Here is a 22331-nt window from a genome sequence, read left to right as displayed (position 1 = left end):
GGCTCAGAGCGACTTACTCAGTCGGTACGCAGAGACGAGCGTCAGCGCCGTCGCGACGAGCAGCGCCGTCGCGGACGCGAGGACGAACGCGAGGAGGAGGAACCAGCCCTCGGGGCCGAGTATCGGGTACTCGCGGGTGCCGGCAAAGGGGCCGAACAGTTCGAGGACCCGAAACAGGTAGGCGACGACGGCCAACGCGAGGCCGACGGTCGCCCCGATAGCGGCGTTTCGCGGCACGTCCAGCGCCTGCACCAGTCCCCCCGTCGGCGGTCGGTCGGGAACGTCGTCTGTCACGGTCGCCGGTTGCGGCCGCGAGACCATAGCGGCAACGCTTTCCTCGGGGGACCTCAGCGGACCGAACCCCTAAAGGGAGGTGGGTCCGAGGTTGGCGGTATGATTACCTTGGGAACGGCGAGCGCGGCCCCGGGGGAGATGGACGTGGGCCGCCTCGAAGTCGGCGAGTCCCGCGACGGCGGGAGCGTCGGCCTGCCCGTCGCCGTCATCAACGGCGCGTCGTCGGGCAAGACGCTCTACATGCAGGCGGCCTCGGACGGAGACGAACTCAACGGCGTCGGCGTCATCCAGCGGGTCGTCCCGCAGCTCGACCCCGCGGAAATCTCCGGGACGATTCTCGTCGTCGGCATCGTCAACTACCACGCCTTTCAGGTCGCGCAGCACCGGAACCCGATAGACGACACGAAGATGAACCGGGCGTACCCCGGCGACGAGCGCGGCACCTCCTCGGAGCGCATCGCGGCCGCGACGTTCGCCGCCGCCCGCGACGCCGACCTCATCGTCGACCTCCATCAGGGCTCGACGAGCCGGATGATAGACGAGGTCCGCGTCCGCTGTGGCCGCCACCACCGGATGCACGCCAAGTGCCTCCGGCTCGCCAAGACGTTCGGCTGCGGCTACGTCCTCGACCAGAAAGGTCCGGACGGCCAACTCGCCCGCGCCGCCCCCGACGCCGGGATTCCGACCATCGACCCCGAACTCGGCGGCTGCGTCGGCTGGGACGAAGAGAGCATCGAGAAAGGCGTCCGCGGCGTCTACAACGTCCTCCGCGGCTACGACTTCCTCGACGGCGACGTGGAGCTGAAAGCCCAGACCCGCGCCCGCGGCTTCGACCAGTACGGCTCGCCGGTCGGCGGGCTCGTCCGGTTCAAGCGAGACCTCGGCGAGCGCGTCTCCGCCGGCGACGTGGTGTTCGAGGTGACCGACGTGTTCGGCAAGCTCAAAGCCCGCGTCACCGCCGACCACGACGGCATCTTCTGGCGGGCGCGACGCCTCCCGCAGGTCGCCTCCGGCGAGTACGTCTGCTCCGTCGGTATCGACCTCGACACGTACTGACACCGGCTCCATTCCACTCCACTCGACCCAATCCCACTCGACTCACCCACCCACGTTCATGACGACATCACCCGAACTCCCGACCCGGCTCCGACTCGCGTGCGACGCCTGCGGCGAGACCTACGACGCGTGGCGCTGGCGCTGTGCCTGCGGCGAACCGCTGGACTTCGCGGCCGACCCGACGCCGTCGGCGGCCGCCCCCGCCGACGCCGACCTCGACTACCGCGACGGCCTCTGGGCGTTCGACGAGTTCCTCCCGACCGACCCCCACGCCAGCCTCGGCGAGGGGATGACGCCCCTCGTGGACGCCGCGGAGTGGGAGGCCTCGTTCAAGCTGGAGTACGTCTTCCCCTCCGGCTCGTTCAAGGACCGCGGCGCGACGACGATGCTCTCTCTCGCGTCCGAACTCGGCGTCGAGCGCGTCGTCGAGGACTCCTCGGGCAACGCGGGGGCCGCCGTCGCCACCTACGCCGCCCGCGCCGGCATCGACGCCGAAATCTACGTGCCCGCGTCGGTCAAGCCCTCGAAGCTCCGCGCCATCGAGCGCGCCGGGGCGAAGCCGGTCCGAATCGAGGGCTCCAGACAGGCCGTGACCGACGCCTGCGTCGAGGCAGTCGAGGCCGACGACGCGTGGTACGCGAGCCACGCGTGGAACCCCGCGTTCTTCGCGGGCACGGCCACCGTCGCCTACGAAATCGCCGCCCAGCGCGACTGGTCGGTCCCCGACGCGGTCGTCACGCCGCTGGGCCACGGGACGCTGTTCCTCGGCGCGTACCGCGGCTTCCGCGCGCTCTACGAGGCGGGCTGGACCGACCGGATGCCCGAACTGTACGGCGCGCAGGCCGCCGGCTACTCGCCCATCGCCGACGCCCGCCACCACACGGCCGACGAGACCAACGACGTGGCCGACGGCATCCAGATTCTCGACCCCGTCCGCGAGGCCGAGATTCACGAGGCGCTCGACGACACCGGCGGCGACGCCATCGCCCTGTCGGCCGACGCGGTCGAAGACGAACTCGACCGGCTCCACCGCCACGGCTTCTACACGGAGCCGACCTGCGCCGTCGCGCCCGCGGCGCTCCGCGAACTGCGCCTCTCGGGCGTCCTCGACCGCGACGCCGACGTGGTCGTGCCGCTCACCGGAAGCGGACTCAAGTCGTAATCTCGCTCAGAACACCGCCGAGACGGCGACGGTCACCGCCGGAGCCAGCGGAACAGGGACCAGCCGCGTCCCGCGCGTTCGCCTCGCTCTCCGCCCCCGTCGCCGCCTTCGTCTCCGCCGTCGCTCACCCGCGCTTCGAGGTCGCGCCGTCGCTCCCGCTCCGCGTCGAGTTCGCCGCGGAGCCGCTCGTTTTCGTCGACGACGTCGTCGAGCCACGCCCGGAGTTCGTCGAACCGGTCGAACGCCCCGCGCTCGCCAATCGGCGACGCGTCGGTGGGTGTCGCCGGCCGTCCTCCCGGGTCGGTCGCCGCGTCGTCGTCGCGTCCGCCACGCCGCCGTCCGTCGTCCGACGGCGTGGACGACCGCCGGACCGCGCTGGACCAGCCCGACGGGTCGTAGAACTCGCTCGTCTCCCGAATCGCTCGCTGGACCGTCTTCGCGCCGTAGGTCGACCCGTCGGCGTACGCGACCTCGTCCCACTTCGGCCGAAAGAGCCCGGAGTCCCGAAACAGGCGACACATCTGTCGCGCGTCGCCGGCCGTCCAGAACGCGAGGATGGAACACAGCGCCGCGTCCGCCTCGTCGCGGTCGTCGTAGTCGCTCGCGTCACCGCGCCACAGGTGGGTGAACGTCACGCGGTTCACGGTGGTCGAGGCGCGGTCGACTATCTCGTCGTCGTCGAGGTCGTTACCCGGACCGCTTATCTCGTCGAGGCGGGCGTCGGCGGGGGCTCGCCCCGCGCTCGGCGCGTCTGGGTTGGTCGAGTCGAGTGCGTTGACCGACTCGACCGGCGTCACCGTCGGCGGCTCCGGGTCGACTTCGACGTACGCGCCGTGAATCGCCGCGAGCGCGTCGCTCCGCTCGGCGACCGCCGGGGGCGCGCCGTCGACGCGGTCGCCCGTCACGGGACAGAACCGCGCGCCGGCCGAGAGTTCGAGGGCGTCGGCTCGGGTGCGTCCCAGCGGGAGCGTCCCGCGGACGATTACTTGCAGGCCCGTCCCCGAGGGACTGACTTCCGTGTAGGAGTCGAGCCGGTCGACGAGCGTCCGCGCCCACGCCGCGGTCGCGCCGGTGTCGGTGTCGCGGCAGTTGTCGAGTTCGATACTGACGAAGGGGTCGTCGTCGGTGAAGACGTAGCCCACGCCGTCGGCGCGACCGTCGCGAACGAACGCGAGCGCTTCGTCGAACGTCGCCCACGTCGAGGCGTCGGTCACGGACGCGGGGCCGCCGGTCGCGTCCTGTAGAATCGCCGTTTCGGCACCGTCGCACGTCTCTGTCCGCCACCCGACCCAGTTGGCCCGTTCGAGCAGGTCGTCCGGGAGCCGTTTCCGCGTCGGGATGGGTGGCGTCATCGCTACTTCCGGTCTCTGGAGCGATGCAAAAGCTGTTTCCCGCGAGTTATCTGTTTTGATAATTCGGGTGTCATCATCACCGCTCTCCGGGGCGGCCGGTCTCGACTGCGATTCAAAGAAAAGCTCACTGCGCGCGGGGCTTGCCCGCGGATTCGGTCTCGGTATCGGTCGTCTTCGCGCCCTCGTAAGTGTTGAAGCCCAGCAGGTCGTTGAGCGGGCACTTCTGGGTGACCGCCGTGGTCGCGAGGACCGCTCCGACGAGGAGCGCCGCGACGGCGACGACGAGTCCGAGGGTCCCCGCCGCGATGGTCAGGAAGCCCGCGAGACCCGCCGCGCCGACGACGATGAGCACCGGTCCGAGGACGGCGCGCGCGATGCGGTCGTAGCCGCCGACGTTCTTCTCCATGGTTGATTCACCGGTACTAGCTACGCGCTCGGCGGCTAAATCGTGGATCGGTGGTTCTCGCCCCCGGAGAACCGTGACTGTCGCGCCGGCCGACGCGTCGACCCTCCCGCTCGTTCGTCTACCCGCGGCCGCCCCAGTCTATCCAGTCCTGTTCCCAGCCGTGGCCGGCGTGCCAGCCTCGACCCTCGTACTCGGGGTCCTCGCGTCGCGTCCGGTTTCTGACGATGCTCCCGGTCTGCTCGCCGTCCACGAGCAGCGGTTTGAACGACAGCGGGCCGAACGACTCGGCAACCTCGCCGTCCTCGACGGCGACGAGCGTCTGCTCGCCGACGCCTTTCGGCATGACGAGTCGGCCGCCGTCGGCGAGTTGCGCGAGGAGTCTCGCGGGCGGGCGGACCGCCGAGGCCTCGACGAGGATGCGGTCGAAGGGCGCGTAGTCGGCCAACCCCTCCGCGCCGTCGCGGCAGTCCACGAGGACGCCGCCGTAGCCGGCGCGCTGGAGGTTCTCGCGCGCCTCGTAGACGAGCGAGCGCGTGATGTCGACGGCGTGGACGTGCGCGTCGCCGACGATTTCGGCGAGGACCGCGGCGGTGTAGCCGACGCCCGCGCCGACGACGAGCACCTCGTCGTCCGGTTGCGGGTCGAGCGCGGAGAGCAGGCGCGCGACCGTCGTCGGCGCGAGGATGGTCGTGTTCGTGTCGCGGTGCTCCGTCGGGCGGTTCTGATACGGCGAGTCGGTGACGAACTCGTGTCGCGGGACGCTGCGCATGGCGATGGAGACGGCCTCCGGGAGCGACTCAAGCGAGTGCTCCAGGCCGTCGACCATGTCGTCGCGCAGCACCGAGTTGTCCATATCCGAACTCGGGGGTCGGTCCTAATCAACCGCACGCTCGCCGACGACCGCCTGCAGGTCGGTCCCCGGCACGTCTCGGACCGCACAGCCGTCGAATCCGGCCGATTCCATCCACGAGCGAACCGTCGCCTCGTCGTAGAGGTCGCCGCGGCCCGTGGCGAGCGCGTCCACCGCCCGTCCGGCCGTCGCGTCGGTCGAACACCGACCGTGCAGGCTATCGACGAAGACCGCCGCGCCGCCGGGTTCGAGGGCGTCGCATGCGCCGGAGACGAGCGCCCGCGATTCGGCCGGGTCGCGCCCGGCGAAGGCGTCGCCGGCGAAGACCAGCTTGAACCCCGACACCGGCGGGTCGGTCGGGTCGCCCGCGACGAGGTCCACGCCGGCGCGCGAGAGGAGCGGTCGGACGACTTCCACGGTGTCCGCGTCGTCGACGAGGGTCACGTCGCGGCCGCGGGCGAGAAACTCCCGGGCGAAGACGCCCGACGCGCCGCCGAGGTCGAGGACGCGCGTCGCGTCGGGTGCCTCGCGGACCGCGGCGGTGACGCAGGCCCGGACGACCGATTCGTCGGTGGCGTCGTGCGCGCCGAGTCGGTTTCGAAGCCAGTCGTCCGGGAGCGCGGGCGACCCGCCGGACGCCATCGTCTCCGGGAGGTCGGCGTAGAGCGAAAAGCGGTCGAGCGCGTGCGGGAGGCGGCCGATGGAGCGCACGTCGCGCTTGGCGAGGAAGCCGAGCGCGCGGTTGGTTATCTCGTACTCGTCGCCGACGCGCTTGATGAAGCCCATCGCGGCCAGCGCCTCGACGGTGATGCGGGCGGCTCGGGAGTCGATACCGGCGGTTTCGGCCACGGCCTCGACGGTGCCGGCGCTCGTCGTGAGCGCGTCGATGACGCCGCTCTCGCGGGCGGCCCACAGGAGCGCGAGCGATTCGACCGACGACTGCGACCGGTCGCGGGTAGGCATGGTCGCACCGACGGGGCCGAAAACAAAAGGTCGTGCGTTGGGCCGGCGGGACGGGCCGTCGGCGGCGGGTCGGAGCGGTTCGGCGTCGGCTCCGCCTTACCAGGCCGACCACGCGGTCGAGGTCTGGTCGCGGGCGTAGACGCGCTTCGCGTCCTTCGCGTACACCATGTCGCCGGGGTGGTCGAGCTTGCCGTGGCGGTACTCGGGGGCGTCCGAGCGGACGACGAGGCCTTCGATTTCGACCTCCTCGTCGCCGAACGCCTCCGTCTCGCCGACGACGAACTCGTAGTCGCCGGGGACGTTGACGGTGACGCTCCGGGTGTCCTCGCGCTTGCCGTCCTTCGGGTGGATGGTGACGTTGACCGCGACGTTGTCGACGACGCGGGTCCAGACGGTCTTCACGTCCGCGACTTCGGCCTCGTCGGCGCGCTGTTCGGGGCCGACCTCGATGCCCGTGATGCGAACGAGCTGAATCGCCTCGGGCGTGTCGACGATGAACTCGTCGCCGACCTCGATGGTCGTGCCGACCGGCACGGGCACCTCGGTCGAGACGGAGTCGCCGTCCTGCGAGACGACGACGTTCATCTCGGTCTCGTCGGGAATCTCGACTTTCTCCTTGTGGACGTGGCCGCATTCGGTACACCGGACGGTCGAGTGACCGCCGGGCTTCAGCACCTCGTGGACGGTGGGTTCGTCGGGCGAACACGTCGGACAGGAGAGGGGGACGCGCTCGCCGGCGTCGGGTAGGCTCATACGGGTCGCTAGCCCATCAGGGCGTAAAAAGCCGCCTTTCTCCGTTTCGGCGTGGGAGTCGGTGGCAGGACGCTCGTTCGGCGACCCGCTGGCCGCGCGGCCGCGGTCGCGGCGTGCGCCCGCTCAGGGTTGCGGCAGGTCGACTTCCTCGCCGTCGGCGTACACCGTCGGCTCGCGGACGATGCCGTCGAGGTGGAGCGGCGCGTCGGTGTCGCCGCCGATGCCGGCGTCGTCGCCGATGGCGATGTGGACCGTGCCCGCGGCCTTCTCGTCGAGCAGGACGGAGCCGACGAGGTCGGTCACGCCGACGTTGGTGCCGATGCCGATTTCGGCGAGGTTGTAGGCGTCGTCGCCGACCTCCTCCGCCGCGGCCTCGACCTGCTCGCGGATGTCGTCGTCGGAAATCTCGGTGACGTAGCCGTCTTCGACCTCGAAGCGGAGCTCCCGTCCCTCGTCGAGGAGGCCGTGGGGCATCATCGTCCCGTCGACGACGTAGGTGCCCGTCGCGGACGCGGGGCTGAGGAAGATTTCGCCCGCGGGGAGGTTCGAAAACGAGCCGGCCTCCGCGATTGCGCCGGTGTCGGCGAGCCACTCGCGGTCGCCGCGGACGAACGTGATGTCCGTGCCCTTCTCGGTCGTGACGCGCAGTTCGTCGGCGTCGCTGACGGCGTCGAGCATCGCCGCGCTGTGGTCGTAGATGGCGTCGTAGTCGGCGTCGAGGCCGGTGACGAACACCTCCTCGGTGATGCCCGGAAGCGTCGCGCCGCGAGCGCCGGCGTCGCAGGCGTCGCCGCGGGCGCGGGTGTGGCTCAGGCTCTTCGTCGTCGGCGCGAGGAAGGCGTCGCAGGCCTGCATCGCGGCGGCGACCGGCGCGGGCGGCTCCTCGCCGTGTTGGTTCCCCGGCGGGTAGCGGACGATTGCGGCGTCGTCGGTCACCTCGCTTGCGACCTCGTAGAGCGCCTCGCCGATGCGCTCGCGCTGGTCGTCGGTGACGACGACGAGCGACTCGTCGGGCTGGAGGTCGAGACACTGGCGGACCGCCGTCTCGCTGGCGGCGCGGAGGTCTGCGTCGGATTCGGGCATGTGGACACCTGCGCCGCCGGCGCTGTTAGGCGTTCCCATCCCGTTCCCCCCGTTCGGTTCTGGCCTCTCCCGCCCCGAATCGGGGGTTCACTCGCGTCGGAGGTAATCGAGGGACTCACTCGCCCGAGAGTTAATTTCTAAGTATTAACCATCGAAATAACTATAGTCGGCCCCGGTCGTTTGTCTCCCATGATACGAGTGGGTGTCAACGGCTACGGCACTATCGGCAAGCGCGTCGCCGACGCGGTCCACGCGCAGCCCGACATGGAACTCATCGGCGTGGCCAAGACCCAGCCCAACTTCGAAGCGCACACCGCGGGCGAACGCGGCTACCCGATGTACGCCGCGATTCCGGAACGTTCGCCGCTGTTTTCCGAAGCCGGCGTCGACCTCGCCGGCGAGGTGGACGAACTGGTTGCCAAGGCGGACATCATCGTCGACTGCACGCCGTCCGGCATCGGCGCGGAGAACCGCGAACTGTACGAGACCCACCACACGCCCGCCATCTTCCAAGGCGGCGAGGACGCCGACGTGGCCGACGTGAGCTTCAACGCGCGGGCCAACTTCGACGCCGCCCGCGACGCCGACTACGTCCGCGTCGTCTCCTGTAACACGACCGGCCTGTCGCGCATCATCGCGCCGCTCGAAGCCGAGTACGGCGTCGAGAAGGTCCGGGCGACGCTCGTCCGCCGCGGCGGCGACCCCGGTCAGAACTCCCGCGGGCCGATAAACGACATCCTCCCGAACCCCATCAAGATTCCTTCTCACCACGGCCCCGACGTGAAGACCATCTTCCCCGACCTCGAAATCGACACGCTCGGGCTGAAGGTGCCGGCGACGCTGATGCACGTCCACGCGCTCAACGTCACGCTCGAAGACGACGTGACCGGCGCGCACGTCCGCCAACTGCTCGAAGGCGAGAACCGCGTCTACGTCATCCCGGAGGGGATGGGCATCGACGGCGCGGGCAAACTCATGGACTTCGCGCTCGACGCGGGCCGCCCGCGCGGCGACATGTGGGAAAACTGCGTGTGGGGCGAGTCCATCGGCGTCAACGGCCGGGACCTCTACCTGTTCCAGGCCATCCACCAGCAGTCCGACGTGATTCCCGAGAACGTCGACGCCATCCGCGCGATGTTCGACACCGAAGACCAGCAGACGAGCATGGAACTCACGGACCAGACGCTCGGTATCGGCATCTCCGGTAGCCCGTCCGGTTTCGCTGAGCAGGCGCGCGCGGAGTTCGCCGACGACTAACGCGAATCGCCTGTTCAGTTCGGTGCGGTCGCGGCTTTTTCACCCATTCGGCTGTTCGAATCCGCAGCAGACGGTGTCGTCTGACGCTGTGCGGTTAGTACAGAGAAACCACATCTCAATTAGTCCAGCGCACGGGTGTCGGATTCATCGGTATCAGGTTAGAATAAATACATGCCGACAGTAGCGTCTGTTACTGATATGAGCCCTCCTCTTCCCCGCCGCCGATTTCTCGCACTCGCCGGTGCAATCGGAACGGCGGCCCTGTCTGGGTGCCTCAATACTATTACGCGACGTGACCAGAACGTCTGTTCTTCGGGTTATCGAGACGTTGGGGACGTTTTCACCAATCGATCGATAGTGGACTACCTTCGATATGCGTCTCTGACAGTGCCACAATCTGTCTCGCCAGGTGAGCAATTCGTCGCGACGCTCACAAACGAGTCTACTGACTCCCTCACCACACTCGGGAAACCACGATACATGATTCAGCGCTTGGTCGATAAGGGGACGTGGCGAAACACAATCGGTGTGCGAGACGAGTACGAGTGGTCATCCTCTGAACAGATACTGGCCCCTGGCGACGAGCTCCGATGGGAGATGGAACTCAGTGCGAACGACTTCTGGGGACCATTTCAACGGTGTACGATACATACGGCAGGAACGTACCGATTCATCTACTGGGGATTCTCCGATAACGATACGGGAATCGCACTCGCCGCACCATTCGAGATCGTGGAATAAGAGTCGGAACGTTCGTACGCGCTACCGAGCAGCTGTTTCACACGACAAACAGCTGACTGGGAAAACCAAACGGCCCGCCAGCTCGCTTGCCCCTCACAGCGACCGCGACGCCACGTTCCCGGTGTCGAGGTCCACGACCGCGACGTGGAACTCGTCGTCCGCGCCGGGAATCGGCAGGCCGCCGGGGTTGACGTGCGTCGTCTTCCCGCGGTGTTCGACCACCCGCTCGTGGGTGTGGCCGCGCAGGACGAAGTCGTACGTTTCGGACTCGACGAGGGCATCGACCAGTCCGGCCTCGGTGCCGTGGTAGACCGCTATCTCCTGGCCGTCGAGGGTCAGGCGCGCGAAGTCGCCGTGGTAGGTGCCGAACGACTCGACCGCCTCGCGGAGCGCCCACTCGCCGTCGTTGTTGCCGCGGACGGCGTGGAAGTCGAAGTCCGCGTCGAACGGCGCGGCCGAGAAGGGCGCGACGATGTCGCCGCAGTGGACGACCGCGTCCACGTCCTCCGATTCGAAGTGCGAGACCGCGGCTTCGACGTAGTCGAGGTTGTCGTGCGTGTCGGAGACGACGCCGAGTTTCATGCGCGTCGCTTCGGCGGCGTCGGCTATCAACGTTGGGTGACACTTATGTCCCGCGCGGTCCCCGTTCGGGACGTGTCAGAACGCGACGACTCCGACGGCGACGCGGGCGAGACGGACGGCTCCGCCGAGACCGCCGCCGACGAGGCTGGGGAAGTCGGGTCGCCGGCGCTCAGCGTGACGCTCGGCGGCGGAACGAACGTCGCCATCGGCGCGGCGATGGCGGGCTACGCGGCGTTCAGCGCCGGGTGGACGCTGGCGGTTCGCGCCTCGGGGGACTTCCCCGACGACAACGCCGTCGGCGGACTCCTCACGTTGTTGGTCTTCGCGGGTGGCGTCGCGATTCTCGTCGACGGCGCGGCCGGCGTGTTCGCCGAGAAGAGAGACGGGTGACGCTGCGCGCGTTTAGTCCTGCTTCAGCGCCTCGACGCCGGCGAGCGGCGCGCCGGTCAGCGCGCGGATGTACGCGCCGCCGGCGATGGAGACGTGGCCGAAGTCGGCTTCGTCCATGCCGTACATCTCGATGGCGCGGGAGGTGTCGCCGCCGCCGACGACGGAGAAGCAGTCGGTCTCGGCGATGGCGCGGAGGACGCCGGTCGTGCCGACCGCGAACCGCTCGTCTTCGAACAGGCCGAGCGCGCCCTTCACGAAGACGGCCTCGGAGTCGCGGATGATGGGGTCGTACTCGTCGACCGTCATCGAGCCCACGTCGAGGTACGCGCGGTCCTTCTCGGTGATGTTGGCGACCGCGATTTCGCCGCGGTCGTCGGTCTCGTTCTCGTAGGCGAGGTCGACCGCGAGCTTAATCTGGTCGCCGCGCTCGTCGAGCAGCGACTCGATGGTCTCGCGGTTTTCCTCCCACTGGTCGTCGAAGAAGTCCATCCCTTCGAGGTCGAAGCCCACGTCGTTGCCGGCCGCGCGGAGGAACAGTTCGCCGGCGATGCCGCCGAGGAGGAACTGGTCGACCTTGTCGCCGAGGTTGTTCATCACGTCGATGACGTCGGTGGCTTTCGTCCCGCCGACGACCATCGTCACCTGCCCGTCGAACTCGCGGGTGGCGATAGAGGAGTTCGCCTCGTACTCGGTCTGCATCACGCGGCCCGCGTAGGCGGGTAACACGAGCGGGAAGCCGACCAGCGAGGCGTGCGAGCGGTGGGCCGCCGAGTAGGCGTCGTTGACGTAGGCGTCGACGTGCTCGGCGAGGGTCCGGACGAACTCGGTGTCGGCCTTGACCTCGGGGTCTTCCTCGGGGAGTTCCTCGTCGCACATCCGCGTGTTTTCGAGGAGGAGCACCTCGCCGGCTTCGAGCGCGTCGATGGCGTCGATGGCTTCGTCGCCGTAGGTGTCGGCGACGAACGCCACGTCGCGGCCGACGTGGCTCGCGAGGATGTCGGCGTGCTGTTCGAGCGAGACGAAGTCGTCGCCACCGGGACGGCCCTGATGGGCCATGAGGACGACGCGGTGGCCGGCCTCGGCGAGTTCGCGGACGGTCTCCGCGTGGCGGTCGAACCGTCGGTTGTCTTGGACCTCGCCGTCTTCGATCGGCGAATTGAGGTCGAGTCGGACGAGTACGCGCTGCTCCGGGTCGAGGTCGTCGAGGGTCTTGAACATCGGGTGGAAGAACGTGGAGGGATTATTTAGTGGTGGGTAGCTCGCGCTGAAATCGCGGGCGATTCGCGGCGGCGGTGTCTACTGGTGCGTGACGAAGTGGGCGACGTCGAGCATCCGGTTGGAGAAGCCGAACTCGTTGTCGTACCACGTCAGAATCTTGTAGAGGCCGCCGTCGTTGACCTGGTTCGTCGTGTTGAGGTCGACGGTGCTGGAGAACGGCAGGCCGAGGATGTCACGCGAGGTGACCTCGTCGTCCGTGTAACCGAGGACGCCAGCGAGCGGGCCGGAGTCGGCCGCGGCGCGGAAGGCGTCGTTGATCTCCTCGACCGAGGGCTTGTCTTCGAGCCGGACGACGAGCTCGGTGAGCGAGCCGTTCGGCACGGGGACGCGAATCGCCATGCCGTCGAGCTTGCCGTCGAGCTGGGGCAGAATCTCGGTGGCCGCCTGCGCCGCGCCGGTCGTCGTCGGGACGATGTTCTCGGCGGCGGCGCGCCCGCGGCGCTGCTTCGCGTGGGGGCTGTCGATGAGGTTCTGGCTGCCCGTGTAGGCGTGGACGGTCGTCAGGAGACCGTTCTCGATGCCGAACTCCTCGTCGAGCACCTTCGCGACCGGCGTGACGGAGTTGGTCGTACAGGAGGCGTTCGAGACGATGTCCTCGCCGTCGTACTCGTCGTGGTTGACGCCGTAGACGATCTGCTTGACGGGCTCGTCGCCCTTCGGCGGCGCGGAGATGACGACCTTGTCCGCGCCCGCTTCGAGGTGTGCGGAGGCGTCTTCCTTCGTGCGGAAGATGCCCGTACATTCGAGCGCCACGTCCACGTCGAGTTCGCCCCACGGAAGCTCCGCGGGGGACTGGACGTTGTAGAGACCCACCGAGGTGCCGCCGATGGAAAGCGAGTCGCCGTCGCGCTCGACGCCGTCGAGTCGGCCCATGACGGAGTCGTACTTCGCGAGGTACGCCATGTCGTCGAAGTCCATGACGTCGTTGATGGCGACCAGTTCGACCTTCGGGTTGTCGAGGACGGCACGGAAGATGTTCCGGCCGATGCGGCCGAAGCCGTTGAGTGCCACCCGCACCACGTCCGATTCGTCCACGTTCTCGCCCGCGCTGAGGTAGGATTTTTCACTCATGTTCGAGTAGTATCCGTATTGATATCCCGGGCGCAAGAGTATATCTGTTTCGGTAAATCCGACTGAATCGAACGTTACCTTTCATTCACAGTCACAATACCGACAGAAACGAACAGAATCGGTCAGACACGTGCGGAGATTGATACGCCAACTGGAGGGTCGAGTGGTCGGGCCGTAGACGGGCGCTCGCGGCCGAATTCTGGCGATTCGCTGGCAGGTGACTGTCACAGGCAGAAACGTTTTATCCTCCGATTTCATAGCGGCCCTCATGGTCAGAGACGACCGCGACGACCCGTTCGACAACATCTTCGACGAAATCGAACGGATGATGAACGACATGACCGGAGGCGACGCCGGATTCGCCTCCGAGACCCACATCGACGTGTACGATGAGGGCTCTACACTCCGACTCGTCGCGGACCTCCCGGGCGTCGACAAAGACGCCATCGACCTCAAGTGCGACGGTGAGACGCTGACTATCAGCGCCGCCGGTGACCGCCGCGAGTACGACGAGCGCATCCGCCTCCCGGCCCGCGTCGACGAGCACTCCGCGTCGGCCACCTTCAACAACGGCGTCCTGCAGGTCACGTTCGACCGCGCCGAGGACTCCGCCGCCATCGACGTCGAGTAACGACTCGACTTCGCCGCGGCCCGCTCAGGACTTCTTTGCGACCCGCTCGACGAGCGCCGCCAGTCGGTCGAAAAAGCCGTCGTCGTACTTCGCGTCGTCGTCGATGGTCGGCCGGGCGTTCGTCTCCGAGACGACGACCCGTCCGTCGGATTCGAGCAAGTCAACCCCCAGATAGCGGATGCCCAACTCGTCGGCGACCGCCTCGGCGAGGTCGCGGTGTCGCTTCGGGAGGGCCACGCCGACCGCCTCCGCGCCGCGGTGGACGTTGTGCTTCCAGCGCCCGCCGTCGCGCGCGCCGTCGGACAGGCGGCGCTCCACCGCGCCGACGACCTCGCCGTCGAGCACCATCGCCCGGTAGTCTCGCGCGTCCGGGAGCCACTCCTGAATCAGGAAGGACTTGTCGCCGGTCGCTCGGAAGTCGTGGACGAGGCTCAGCACGTCCGCGTGGCCCGAAAGGGAGTCCGGGTCGTGGGCCTTGGCGATGCCGACGCCCCGAGTCGTCGAGTTCGGCTTGACGACCACGGGATAGTCGAGGCCCGCGGATTCGACGGCGTCGAGCAGGTCGGACTCGTCGGCCGGGTTCGAGACGCAGACGCTCCGCGGGACCGGCAGGCCGGCGCGTTCGAGCGCCGCGATGACGCCCGCCTTGTTCCGCGAGGTGAGGACGTCCTCGCGCGTGTTCACCCACGGGAGGTCGTGTCTGGCGGTGACGACGCCGCCCTCCATCGGGCGGGAGGGATAGACGAAGCCGACGTCGAACGGCTCGGCCGGCGGCGTCGAGAGGTCGAGCGCGAACCCCTCGGCGGGGAGGTGTCCCACGTCGATGCCGCGGTCGCCGAGCGGGCCGCGCATTCGCTCGAACGTCTCGCTGGAGGTGGTGACCGCCAACCGAAGCATACGCTACGAGGCGGGGTCCCGGGGGAAAAATGGTGGGTTCGAGGCGAGGCGCGTTCCGAGCGCGCCGGCGCGCAGACGCGAACTTACGCGACGAGCAGTTCTTCGCCGCGGTCGACGACGATGCGGCACGGCGGCGACATCTTGTTGTACGCGCGGCGGAAGGCGTCCTTCGCCGTCTCCGCGTCCTCGACGTCGCAGTAGATGGTGAACACCGTCTCGCCCTTGGGGATGCGAGCGGCGGTCCCGACGACCTTCCCGAACGACTGGCGCATCCCGTCGGAGACACGGTCCGCACCCGCGCCGGTCGCCTGCTTGTTCTCGCGGATGACGTGGTGCGGGAACTTGCGCAGAATCATCTTGTACTGCTTTTCGCCCGCGTGCTTGAGCATGAGGCGGTTGGCAGACAGACGCGCGGATTCGAGCGAACCGTGGCGAATCTGCACTTCCTCTTCGACCTTCAGGCTGATCTGGACGGGGTAGTCCTCGGGGTCGGCCTGCAGGTCGCCCATGTTGTGCTGTGCGATCTTCGAACCGGGGATGCCCGTGATGTACTCGCGTCGGGTGTACGCCGGGTTCGTAATCTCCCGGTACATAGAGGCGGGTTTGTCTGACATGGTTACTTGTGAAACCGAAGGGTCAGGCGGGCTAAAAACGCTTCGAAGCTTCATTCGCCCGCCGCGGTCGTGTGAGGCGCTGGCACGCCGGTTCGTCGCGGCGGGCCGCCGAACCGTAGTCGAGCCGCGCCGAGCGCCGGTGGCGGACGGGCCGCCCGTCCCGGCCGGGAGACACGCTTATGCGCCGCCACCGTCACGATTCGGACCATGTTGCTCGTCTGCGACTGTATGCCCGCGAACGGCCCCGCGTACTTCACCGACGCGCTCGCCGACCTCGCCCTCGCCGGCCGCGAGGGGACCGTTCACTCGCTTCCCGACGACGGCCTCCCGACGCTCTCGGACGTCGACGCCGTCGTCATCACCGGGAGCACCGCGGGCGTCTACGAGACCGACGGGCGGCCGTGGCTCGACGACGCGCGCCTGCTCGCCCGCGACCTCGTCGCCCGCGAACTGCCCACGCTCGGCGTCTGCTTCGGCCACCAACTCGTCAACGACGCCCTCGGCGGCACCGTCGAAGCCGGCGACCAGCGCCGCGGCATCGCCGACGTCGACCTCGGCGACGACCCCCTGTTCGAGGGCGTCTCCGGGCGCATCCCGATGGTCCACGGCGACTACGTCGTCGCCCCCGGCGACCGCATGGAGACCGTCGCCTCCGCGGACTACTACGACTACCTCGCCACGCGCCACGAGGACGCGCCCGTCTGGACGGTCCAGTACCACCCCGAGTTCACGGCCGCCCTCCTCGACCGCGTCGCCGACGACTTCGGCTGGCCCGAAAGCGACGCCGACCGCGACTTCGGCGACGTGACGGCCGACCGAACCGTCGAGAACTTCGTCGCCGCCGCCGGTCTGGACTGATTAGGCGTCGTCGCGGTTGCCGTCGCCGTCGTCGGTGTCGCGGTTGCCGTCGCCGTCGTCGTCTGCGGTCTCTCCTTCGTCCCGGCTCTCGCCGTCGTCCTCCTCGACCGGCGGTTCGCCCGTCTCGGGGTCGAGCGCGACGAACTCCAGCCCCTCGCGGTCGAGCATGTCGGCGGCTCGCTCCGTGACCGAGGGGGCGACGAGAACGCCGCGAACCGGCTCGTCGTCGCCGAACTCGCGGTGGAGCGCGTCCACGTACCGGCGAAGCTGACTCGCCGCCGAGGGGCCGACGCGCCGGCGCTTCAACTCCACGACGACCGCGACGCCGTCGGCGTCCTCGCCGAAGATGTCGATAGCGCCCGCGTCGCTCTGCCGCTCGGTTTCGAGCGGCTCGAAGCCCGCTTCGAGGACGTCGGGGTCCGAGAGGATGTGCTGGCGCAGGTCCTCTTCGCTCCCGACGAGTTCGAGGTCGCTTCGGTCGTCGACGGCGTAGGCCGAACACTGCTCGACGCGCTCGAACTGCACGTCGAGTCGCTCGTCGGGGCTCGTGCGCGTGCTCCGGACCAGAAGCCGGCCGTCGCGGACGCTCGCGGAATGGGTGCATCCCGGCGGCTGCCAGTTGACGGGCGTCCGCTTCTCGTCGGTGTGGACCAGAATCGAGCCGTCCGGCTTCAGCACCACGAGGCGGTCGCCGGGACCGAGTTCGCTCGTCGCGCGGCCGTCGTAGTCGACCGTACACCGACCGAATATCGTCACCATGTCGCCGCGCTCGAAGGCGGCTTCGAGGTGGACGAGGGCGTCTCGGTGCGTCGGCCGGTGGAGTGTGTTCACCGTCATCCGGGTGTCGTCCCGCGGTTCGTTGTCGTCGGGGATAAGCCCCGCGTCGCGCGCCGCCCGCGGCGCTCGCCGGTCGTTCCGATTCGCTGGCAGGCTTATGTCGCCTCCGTGCGTATATCTCACATGGCCCCGAGTTTCGCCGACCACAACCGAATCGAGATGCCGGCCGAGGAGATAGACCGCCTGCTCCGCGAGGAGGGCGTCGGCGTCCTCTCGCTCGCGGACGACGGCGTCGCCTACGGGATTCCCCTCTCGTTCGGGTACGACGCCGACCGGGGGCGGCTCTACTTCGTCTTCCTCCGCCCCGGCGAGTCCTCGAAGAAGACCGACTTCGCCGAGCGGACCGCCCGCGCGAGTTTCGCCGTCTGGAACGCCCCCTCGCGGGACGAGTGGGAGAGCGTCGTCGTCGACGGCGAACTCCGCCGGGTCGACGACGGCGACTGGGACCGCGTCCGCGACGTGCTCGAAGACAACGCGTGGTACCCGACCCTGTTCTCGGAGACGGAGCCGATGCAGGACATCCTCGGCTGGGAGCTTCGTATCGACGCTCGGTCCGGTCTCCAGCGCCGGGGCGCGTGAGCGCCGCGCCGCCGAGTGACCCGCCGCGGCCCGGACCGTGACGACCCGCGCGCGCCGGTATCGTTATCGAAGCCGGGACCGTCTGAGAATTCAGCCTATGCGACGGACGACGTTCGAGGAGGGAAGGAAGCTCGCGGCCGCGGTGCGGACGCCGAACCCCTCTCTCTCCCGCGTCGCCCGCGACGCGAGCGAGGAGGTTCTCGCCCTCGTCGACGCGCCGTTCCGAGACGTGGCCGACGCCCACGACCGGCTGTCGGCGCTCGAATCGCTCCTGTACGAGCGCGGCGACCGCCGCGCCGCCTTCCTGACTATCTACGTCCGCGTGACCGCCGAGGTAGACCGCGGACTCGGCGGCGACGAGTTCACCGACCCCGAGTGGGTCGCCGACTACCTCGTCACCTTCGCGGACCACTATCGCCGGGCGTTCCGCGCCTTCGAGCGCGGCGACCACGACGACGTGCCCGACCCGTGGCAACTCTCCTTCGAGACGGCGCTCGCCGGGGAGTCGCTCGTCGTGCAGGACGTGTTGCTCGGCGTCAACGCGCACGTCAACTACGACCTCGCGCTGGCGCTCCACGAGGTCGGTATCGACCCCGACCGCCCCGCGAAGTACGACGACCACCGCCGCATCAACCGGGTCCTCCGCCGTCTCGTCGACGAGGAACAGGCCCTCATCGCCGAGCGGTACGCCGACGGCGTCGCCGATATCGACGAGTCGCTGGGGCGGCTGGACGAGGCGCTGTCGTTTTTCACGCTCCGCGAGGGGCGACGGAACGCGTGGCGCGGTGCGGTCGCCCTGACGGACGGCCGGTTCCGCCCGGTCGAGCGCGTCGTCTACTGGTACTTGCGGAGCCTCACGATGGGCGCGGGCCACTTCATCCTCGCGCCGAGTTCGAACCCCGCGGTGCGCCGTAGACTGGCGCAACTCGAAGCCGGCGACGGGCCGAGTACTTAAACCTCCCCGGATAGCGCGGGAGGAGATACCTCCCGTTGCCGGCTGTCTGTAGATGTATGAACGCGTCATCTGTCTCCGCCGTCGAACAGTCGCTGACCCGAAACTCGCGCCGCAGTCACGTCCTCTCTGACCCGTCGAGCGCCCTCTCCGCGCTCAGCGACGGTGACAGCCGGCGCATCCTCGCCGCCTGCGACGAGGCCCCGCGGACCGCACAGGAGTGCGCCGAACTCTGTGACGTGCCGCTGTCGTCGGTCTACCGGAAGCTCGACCAGCTCACCGAGGCGTCGCTCCTCGACGAGCGACTCCGTATCCAGACCGCGGCGCACCACCCGCGGGAGTTCGCGACCAACTTCGACACGCTCTCGTTTTCGTTCGACGACGCGGGCGTGTCGCTCGCGTTCCGGCAGGTCGCCACCGACGGCGGCGAAGACGGCGCGGAGGGCCGGTCGCGATGAACGCGGTGAGAACGCCGTCGCCGTCGCCGACCGCGGCGCGCGTCGCCGGCCCGACCCGACGGACGGAGCGAACGGAGACGGCGCTCGCCTCGCCGGAGGTGGACTGATGAGCGCGATGTCGCCGACGGACGACTACGAGTTCACGTGTCCGCAGTGCGGCGAGGGGTTCGCCGTCAACGGCGGGATGCGCGCGGCGGTCCTCGAACGCGGCTGTCCCATCTGCGGAAGCCCCGCCTCGACCGACGCCTTCGACCCATGTCCCGCGTGAGTCTCACTCCGTCGTCGCGTCCGGCCGCGGCGCGCGGCCCGGCGCGCGCTCGGCGTTCGAAAAACAGTAGGCTACATATACGTGTGCCACGCGTACTACGAACCACATGAGCGACAGCGCGGACTACACATTCGTCTGCCCGGAGTGTGCGGAGTCCATGCTGGTCAACGACTCCATGCGCGACGCCCTCCTCGAAAACGGCTGTGTCATCTGCAGCGCCGCGCTCACGCCGGACGCGTTTTCGACCGATTGAGCGCCCCTCGGCCGCGGCCGAGCCCCCCGGTTTCGCCAGACTGGGCTCTCTCGGGCACCGCCGAGAAGTAACAGTAATTACGTCGGCCACGAGTTTGGTGGTACGAACCGATGTCTCTGGACCAACAGACCGAACTCTCGCCCGACGAGATACACGGGGTTCTCGCTCGTCACGAGACGGGCGTCCTCTCGCTCGCGAAGGCGGACGAACCATACGCGATACCCATCTCCTACGGCTACGACGGCGAGAGCGGTCGGTTCTATCTCCGACTCGTCTCCACGCCCGAAAGCGAAAAGCGGCAGTTCCTCACGTCGTCGCCGCGGGCGCGACTCGTCGTCCACGAGTCGAACGACGGGAGCTATCGGAGCATCATCGCCGAGGGGACGCTCGAACGCGTCGACCCCGACGAGCTGACCGTCGAACGAATCGTCCAGTACGGCAAGGCCAAGCGCCCGCTGTTCGAAATCTGGGGCGAGACGAAGCGCGACCTCGACATCCAACTGTTCGAACTCGACCCCGAGACGCTGAGCGGCCGAGCCGTCGAACTGGACGGCGCGGAGCCCGAACAGTAATGCCCGCTGTCGTCGCATCCGGGACGGCCCTCGTCGCGGCGGTCCCCTCGTCCCGCGGCGACCCCCAAATCGCCCGCGCGTAACACGATGCCAGCCGGTATTCGCGCCACGGTCGAGTTCGCCTCGCCGTCGGTCTGCCCCGTCGCCTCGGTCGCTCACTCGACGGACTCCGTCGTCGATTCCGTCTCGACCAGCGTCGTCTCGACCCCCGGCGACGTCAGCGTCTCGGAGTTCGTCGTCGAGGCCGACGACCCGCCGGAGGCGTCCGCGCTCGAACCCATCTTCTCCTACGGGTCGAAGCATCTCTACCGCTACACCCACGACGGGAGCGCCGGCTGTCCCTGCGAGTGCCTCGGCGAGTTCGGCTGTCCGGTCGACCGCTACTTCGCCCAGCGCGGCAGCCTGACGCTCGTCTTCCACGCCGCCGACTACGAACAGCTACAGGCCGTCATCGGCGAGCTTCGCGACCGCTTTTCCGGGCTCGACATCAAACGCCTCGTGCGCTCGCCGACCGGCGACGCCCCCGGCGACAGCGTCTTCGTCGACCGCGGGAAGCTCACCACCCGCCAGCTCGAAGTCCTCCAGACCGCCTACGGGATGGGTTACTTCGAGCGCCCGCGCGGAGCCAACGCGACCGAGGTCGCCGCGGAACTCGGCATCAACCAGTCGACGTTCTCGGAACACCTCGCCGCCGCCCTGACGAAACTGCTCGGCGATATTCTCGAAGAGGGCTAGCGGCCGCCGCGTCCCCGCCCGCCGGGAGTATATAAACGTCCCACGCTATCGGGGCTGTCCGTTGGTCCCCGTTCGCCGATTCTACAGAAGTATGAGTCAGGCTTCGCTCCCGTTCGATTTCCGCTCTGCAACCGCGTCGTCCGAACCCCGCGTCGTCGACGACCACGCCGAGGTCGACGCGCTGTTCTCGCTTCTCGAAGACGACGACTGCCGGTGCATCCTCGACGCGACCGACGGCGTCGCCCGCTCGGCGAGCGAACTCTCGGAGGCGTGCGACCTCCCGCTTTCGACGACCTACCGAAAACTCGACCCGCTCGCGGACGCCGGCCTCCTCTCGAAGCGCCTGCGCATCTCGCGGTCCGGCACCCACACGGCCGAATACGAACGCACCGTCGACGACGTGACCGTCTCGGTCACCCCGTCGGGCGTCGAGGTTCGGGTCTCGCACCGCGACGTGACCGAGTCGGCGTCGGTGACGGCCTGAGGTGCGCGCTCGCGTTCGTCGCCGACAGCGCCGAACCGACGCGATTCGCTGTGCCTACTTAAGATTCTACTCGTCGTACGGTCGCCGTGTACTCCAACCGTGTTCCCGTCCTGATTGTCGCAGTTCTCGTGCTCCTCGCCGGATGTGCCGGCGGCGCTGACGTCGCACCGGCCGCCCAGACCGACGACACCGACGGTATCGACGACACCGGCGAATCCACCGGCGGCTCGGCTGTCGACGGGTCCACCGACGGCGACGACTTCGAGTTGAACGACCCCGAGCGCCTCCTCCGCGACGCCGGGAGCTTCACCGTCAGTTGGTCGTACACCGGCGTCGACGCGGACGGCGTCGAGACCGCGGTCACCCGCGAGTTCGCCGCCGACCTCGAAACCGAACGGTCGCACACCCGCACGACGTCGACGACCGACGGCCAACCCGACTCGGGGGCCGTCGAGCAGTTCGTCGCTGACGGCGTGACGTACGTCCGGGTCGGCGACGGCGACGAGGCCACCTACACCTCCTACGAGGGGTCGACGGAGGTCCTCGCCACCGCCATCGCGCTCTCGCAGGCCCGCGCGTACGGCGCTGACGACGACCTCACGTTCGCCGGCACCGAGACGTTCGACGGCGCGTCCGTCGAACGCTACGAGCTGTCGGCCGCCAACGAGGCGCTGATTCTCGCCGGGTCGGCCGCGGCGCAGGGCGAACCCGGCACGCTGGAGGTCACGAGCTTCGAGTACGTCGTCCTCGTCGACGGAGACGGCCTCTCGCGCCACGAATCGTGGGCGTTCTCGGGGCGGATGGACGACGGGACCGAAGTGAGCGGGTCGTGGGAGTACTCACTCACGGGCGTCGGCTCGACGACCGTCGACGAACCCGCGTGGCTCGGCGAGGCGCGGGCGTAGGCGAGGATTCAGCTGTCGCTCTCGGTCTTAACATGGGACCGCCTCCCGGA

28 protein-coding genes are annotated in these 22331 nt (G+C 68.6%); 15 read left to right on the top strand and 13 right to left on the bottom strand.

The window, feature by feature from the left end; all coding sequences use genetic code 11:
- Positions 1-3: 3 nt before the first annotated feature.
- Complete coding sequence (locus BN996_RS12540; RefSeq protein WP_089779462.1) at positions 4-321, bottom strand: DUF7536 family protein; 318 nt, start codon at positions 319-321, stop codon at positions 4-6.
- 72 nt (positions 322-393) lie between these two features.
- Here BN996_RS12540 and BN996_RS12535 point away from each other — a divergent pair, with 72 nt between their 5' ends.
- Both BN996_RS12535 and BN996_RS12530 read left to right on the top strand, forming a co-directional pair.
- Positions 394-1350, top strand: a complete 957-nt coding sequence (locus BN996_RS12535) for a succinylglutamate desuccinylase/aspartoacylase family protein (RefSeq protein WP_089779460.1) — start codon at positions 394-396, stop codon at positions 1348-1350.
- Between the two features lie 58 nt (positions 1351-1408).
- Positions 1409-2512 carry a pyridoxal-phosphate dependent enzyme gene (locus tag BN996_RS12530; RefSeq protein WP_089779458.1) on the top strand — a complete coding sequence of 368 codons (1104 nt, stop codon included), beginning with the start codon at positions 1409-1411 and terminating at the stop codon, positions 2510-2512.
- Between the two features lie 32 nt (positions 2513-2544).
- Here BN996_RS12530 and BN996_RS12525 read toward each other — a convergent pair whose 3' ends face one another.
- The 6 genes from BN996_RS12525 to BN996_RS12500 form a co-directional block, all read right to left on the bottom strand.
- Complete coding sequence (locus BN996_RS12525; RefSeq protein ID WP_089779456.1) at positions 2545-3864, bottom strand: phage NrS-1 polymerase family protein; 1320 nt, start codon at positions 3862-3864, stop codon at positions 2545-2547.
- 124 nt (positions 3865-3988) lie between these two features.
- Complete coding sequence (locus BN996_RS12520) at positions 3989-4270, bottom strand: YgaP family membrane protein (protein ID WP_089779454.1); 282 nt, start codon at positions 4268-4270, stop codon at positions 3989-3991.
- Between the two features lie 118 nt (positions 4271-4388).
- On the bottom strand, positions 4389-5123 hold the full coding sequence (locus tag BN996_RS12515) for a protein-L-isoaspartate O-methyltransferase family protein (protein WP_089779452.1): 735 nt from the start codon (positions 5121-5123) through the stop codon (positions 4389-4391).
- 21 nt (positions 5124-5144) lie between these two features.
- The gene (locus BN996_RS12510) at positions 5145-6083 is read right to left on the bottom strand and encodes a class I SAM-dependent methyltransferase (protein WP_089779450.1); all 939 of its coding nucleotides are present in this window, start codon (positions 6081-6083) and stop codon (positions 5145-5147) included.
- Positions 6084-6179: 96 nt separating this feature from the next.
- Complete coding sequence (locus tag BN996_RS12505) at positions 6180-6836, bottom strand: HVO_0476 family zinc finger protein (RefSeq protein ID WP_089779448.1); 657 nt, start codon at positions 6834-6836, stop codon at positions 6180-6182.
- A 123-nt stretch (positions 6837-6959) separates the two neighbouring features.
- Positions 6960-7919, bottom strand: coding sequence for an aminopeptidase (locus tag BN996_RS12500; protein WP_089779446.1), 960 nt, complete (start codon positions 7917-7919; stop codon positions 6960-6962).
- 189 nt (positions 7920-8108) lie between these two features.
- Between BN996_RS12500 and BN996_RS12495 the strand changes: the two genes are divergently transcribed.
- Positions 8109-9176 (top strand): type II glyceraldehyde-3-phosphate dehydrogenase, encoded by a 1068-nt coding sequence (locus BN996_RS12495; protein ID WP_089779444.1) that lies wholly within the window; start codon positions 8109-8111, stop codon positions 9174-9176.
- 834 nt (positions 9177-10010) lie between these two features.
- Here the strand turns inward: BN996_RS12495 and BN996_RS12485 are convergent.
- On the bottom strand, positions 10011-10499 hold the full coding sequence (locus tag BN996_RS12485) for a metallophosphoesterase (RefSeq protein ID WP_089779441.1): 489 nt from the start codon (positions 10497-10499) through the stop codon (positions 10011-10013).
- Positions 10500-10571: 72 nt separating this feature from the next.
- Here BN996_RS12485 and BN996_RS12480 point away from each other — a divergent pair, with 72 nt between their 5' ends.
- On the top strand, positions 10572-10889 hold the full coding sequence (locus tag BN996_RS12480; RefSeq protein WP_226908743.1) for a hypothetical protein: 318 nt from the start codon (positions 10572-10574) through the stop codon (positions 10887-10889).
- Between the two features lie 12 nt (positions 10890-10901).
- Here BN996_RS12480 and BN996_RS12475 read toward each other — a convergent pair whose 3' ends face one another.
- The gene (locus BN996_RS12475) at positions 10902-12107 is read right to left on the bottom strand and encodes a phosphoglycerate kinase (protein ID WP_089779437.1); all 1206 of its coding nucleotides are present in this window, start codon (positions 12105-12107) and stop codon (positions 10902-10904) included.
- A gap of 78 nt (positions 12108-12185) precedes the next feature.
- Positions 12186-13238: a type I glyceraldehyde-3-phosphate dehydrogenase gene (gap, locus tag BN996_RS12470; protein WP_058826635.1), complete on the bottom strand. Its 1053-nt coding sequence runs from the start codon at positions 13236-13238 to the stop codon at positions 12186-12188.
- Positions 13239-13506: 268 nt separating this feature from the next.
- Here gap and BN996_RS12465 point away from each other — a divergent pair, with 268 nt between their 5' ends.
- Positions 13507-13869, top strand: coding sequence for an Hsp20/alpha crystallin family protein (locus tag BN996_RS12465; protein ID WP_004970480.1), 363 nt, complete (start codon positions 13507-13509; stop codon positions 13867-13869).
- Between the two features lie 24 nt (positions 13870-13893).
- Here BN996_RS12465 and BN996_RS12460 read toward each other — a convergent pair whose 3' ends face one another.
- Complete coding sequence (locus BN996_RS12460) at positions 13894-14766, bottom strand: ATP-grasp domain-containing protein (protein ID WP_089779435.1); 873 nt, start codon at positions 14764-14766, stop codon at positions 13894-13896.
- Between the two features lie 83 nt (positions 14767-14849).
- Positions 14850-15380: a 50S ribosomal protein L16 gene (locus tag BN996_RS12455; RefSeq protein WP_004044437.1), complete on the bottom strand. Its 531-nt coding sequence runs from the start codon at positions 15378-15380 to the stop codon at positions 14850-14852.
- A gap of 207 nt (positions 15381-15587) precedes the next feature.
- Here BN996_RS12455 and BN996_RS12450 point away from each other — a divergent pair, with 207 nt between their 5' ends.
- Positions 15588-16238, top strand: a complete 651-nt coding sequence (locus BN996_RS12450) for a type 1 glutamine amidotransferase (protein ID WP_089779433.1) — start codon at positions 15588-15590, stop codon at positions 16236-16238.
- Here the strand turns inward: BN996_RS12450 and nucS are convergent, their stop codons facing one another.
- Entirely contained in the window at positions 16239-17075 is an 837-nt protein-coding gene (nucS, locus tag BN996_RS12445; RefSeq protein WP_089779431.1) for an endonuclease NucS, read from the bottom strand.
- Between the two features lie 123 nt (positions 17076-17198).
- Here nucS and BN996_RS12440 point away from each other — a divergent pair, with 123 nt between their 5' ends.
- From BN996_RS12440 to BN996_RS12405, 9 genes are all read left to right on the top strand, one after another.
- Positions 17199-17654 (top strand): pyridoxamine 5'-phosphate oxidase family protein, encoded by a 456-nt coding sequence (locus tag BN996_RS12440; protein WP_089779429.1) that lies wholly within the window; start codon positions 17199-17201, stop codon positions 17652-17654.
- Positions 17655-17751: 97 nt separating this feature from the next.
- The gene (locus BN996_RS12435; protein ID WP_089779428.1) at positions 17752-18609 is read left to right on the top strand and encodes a DUF5995 family protein; all 858 of its coding nucleotides are present in this window, start codon (positions 17752-17754) and stop codon (positions 18607-18609) included.
- Positions 18610-18665: 56 nt separating this feature from the next.
- Positions 18666-19064: a winged helix-turn-helix domain-containing protein gene (locus tag BN996_RS12430; RefSeq protein ID WP_089779426.1), complete on the top strand. Its 399-nt coding sequence runs from the start codon at positions 18666-18668 to the stop codon at positions 19062-19064.
- Between the two features lie 106 nt (positions 19065-19170).
- Complete coding sequence (locus BN996_RS12425; protein WP_089779424.1) at positions 19171-19332, top strand: DUF7560 family zinc ribbon protein; 162 nt, start codon at positions 19171-19173, stop codon at positions 19330-19332.
- A gap of 106 nt (positions 19333-19438) precedes the next feature.
- Positions 19439-19585, top strand: coding sequence for a DUF7560 family zinc ribbon protein (locus tag BN996_RS20175; protein WP_167344135.1), 147 nt, complete (start codon positions 19439-19441; stop codon positions 19583-19585).
- 110 nt (positions 19586-19695) lie between these two features.
- Complete coding sequence (locus BN996_RS12420; protein ID WP_089779422.1) at positions 19696-20157, top strand: pyridoxamine 5'-phosphate oxidase family protein; 462 nt, start codon at positions 19696-19698, stop codon at positions 20155-20157.
- Between the two features lie 87 nt (positions 20158-20244).
- Complete coding sequence (locus tag BN996_RS12415; RefSeq protein WP_089779420.1) at positions 20245-20892, top strand: helix-turn-helix domain-containing protein; 648 nt, start codon at positions 20245-20247, stop codon at positions 20890-20892.
- 91 nt (positions 20893-20983) lie between these two features.
- A complete protein-coding gene (locus BN996_RS12410; RefSeq protein WP_089779418.1) occupies positions 20984-21376 on the top strand; it encodes a winged helix-turn-helix domain-containing protein in 393 nt (130 codons plus the stop codon).
- An 86-nt stretch (positions 21377-21462) separates the two neighbouring features.
- Positions 21463-22281, top strand: coding sequence for a DUF7537 family lipoprotein (locus BN996_RS12405; protein ID WP_089779416.1), 819 nt, complete (start codon positions 21463-21465; stop codon positions 22279-22281).
- Positions 22282-22331: the final 50 nt, after the last annotated feature.

The organism is Haloferax massiliensis (assembly GCF_001368915.1).
GTDB lineage: Archaea > Halobacteriota > Halobacteria > Halobacteriales > Haloferacaceae > Haloferax > Haloferax massiliensis.
The sequence above is the reverse complement of the archived record's forward strand: the minus strand, read 5'-3'. Positions and strand labels throughout refer to the sequence as shown.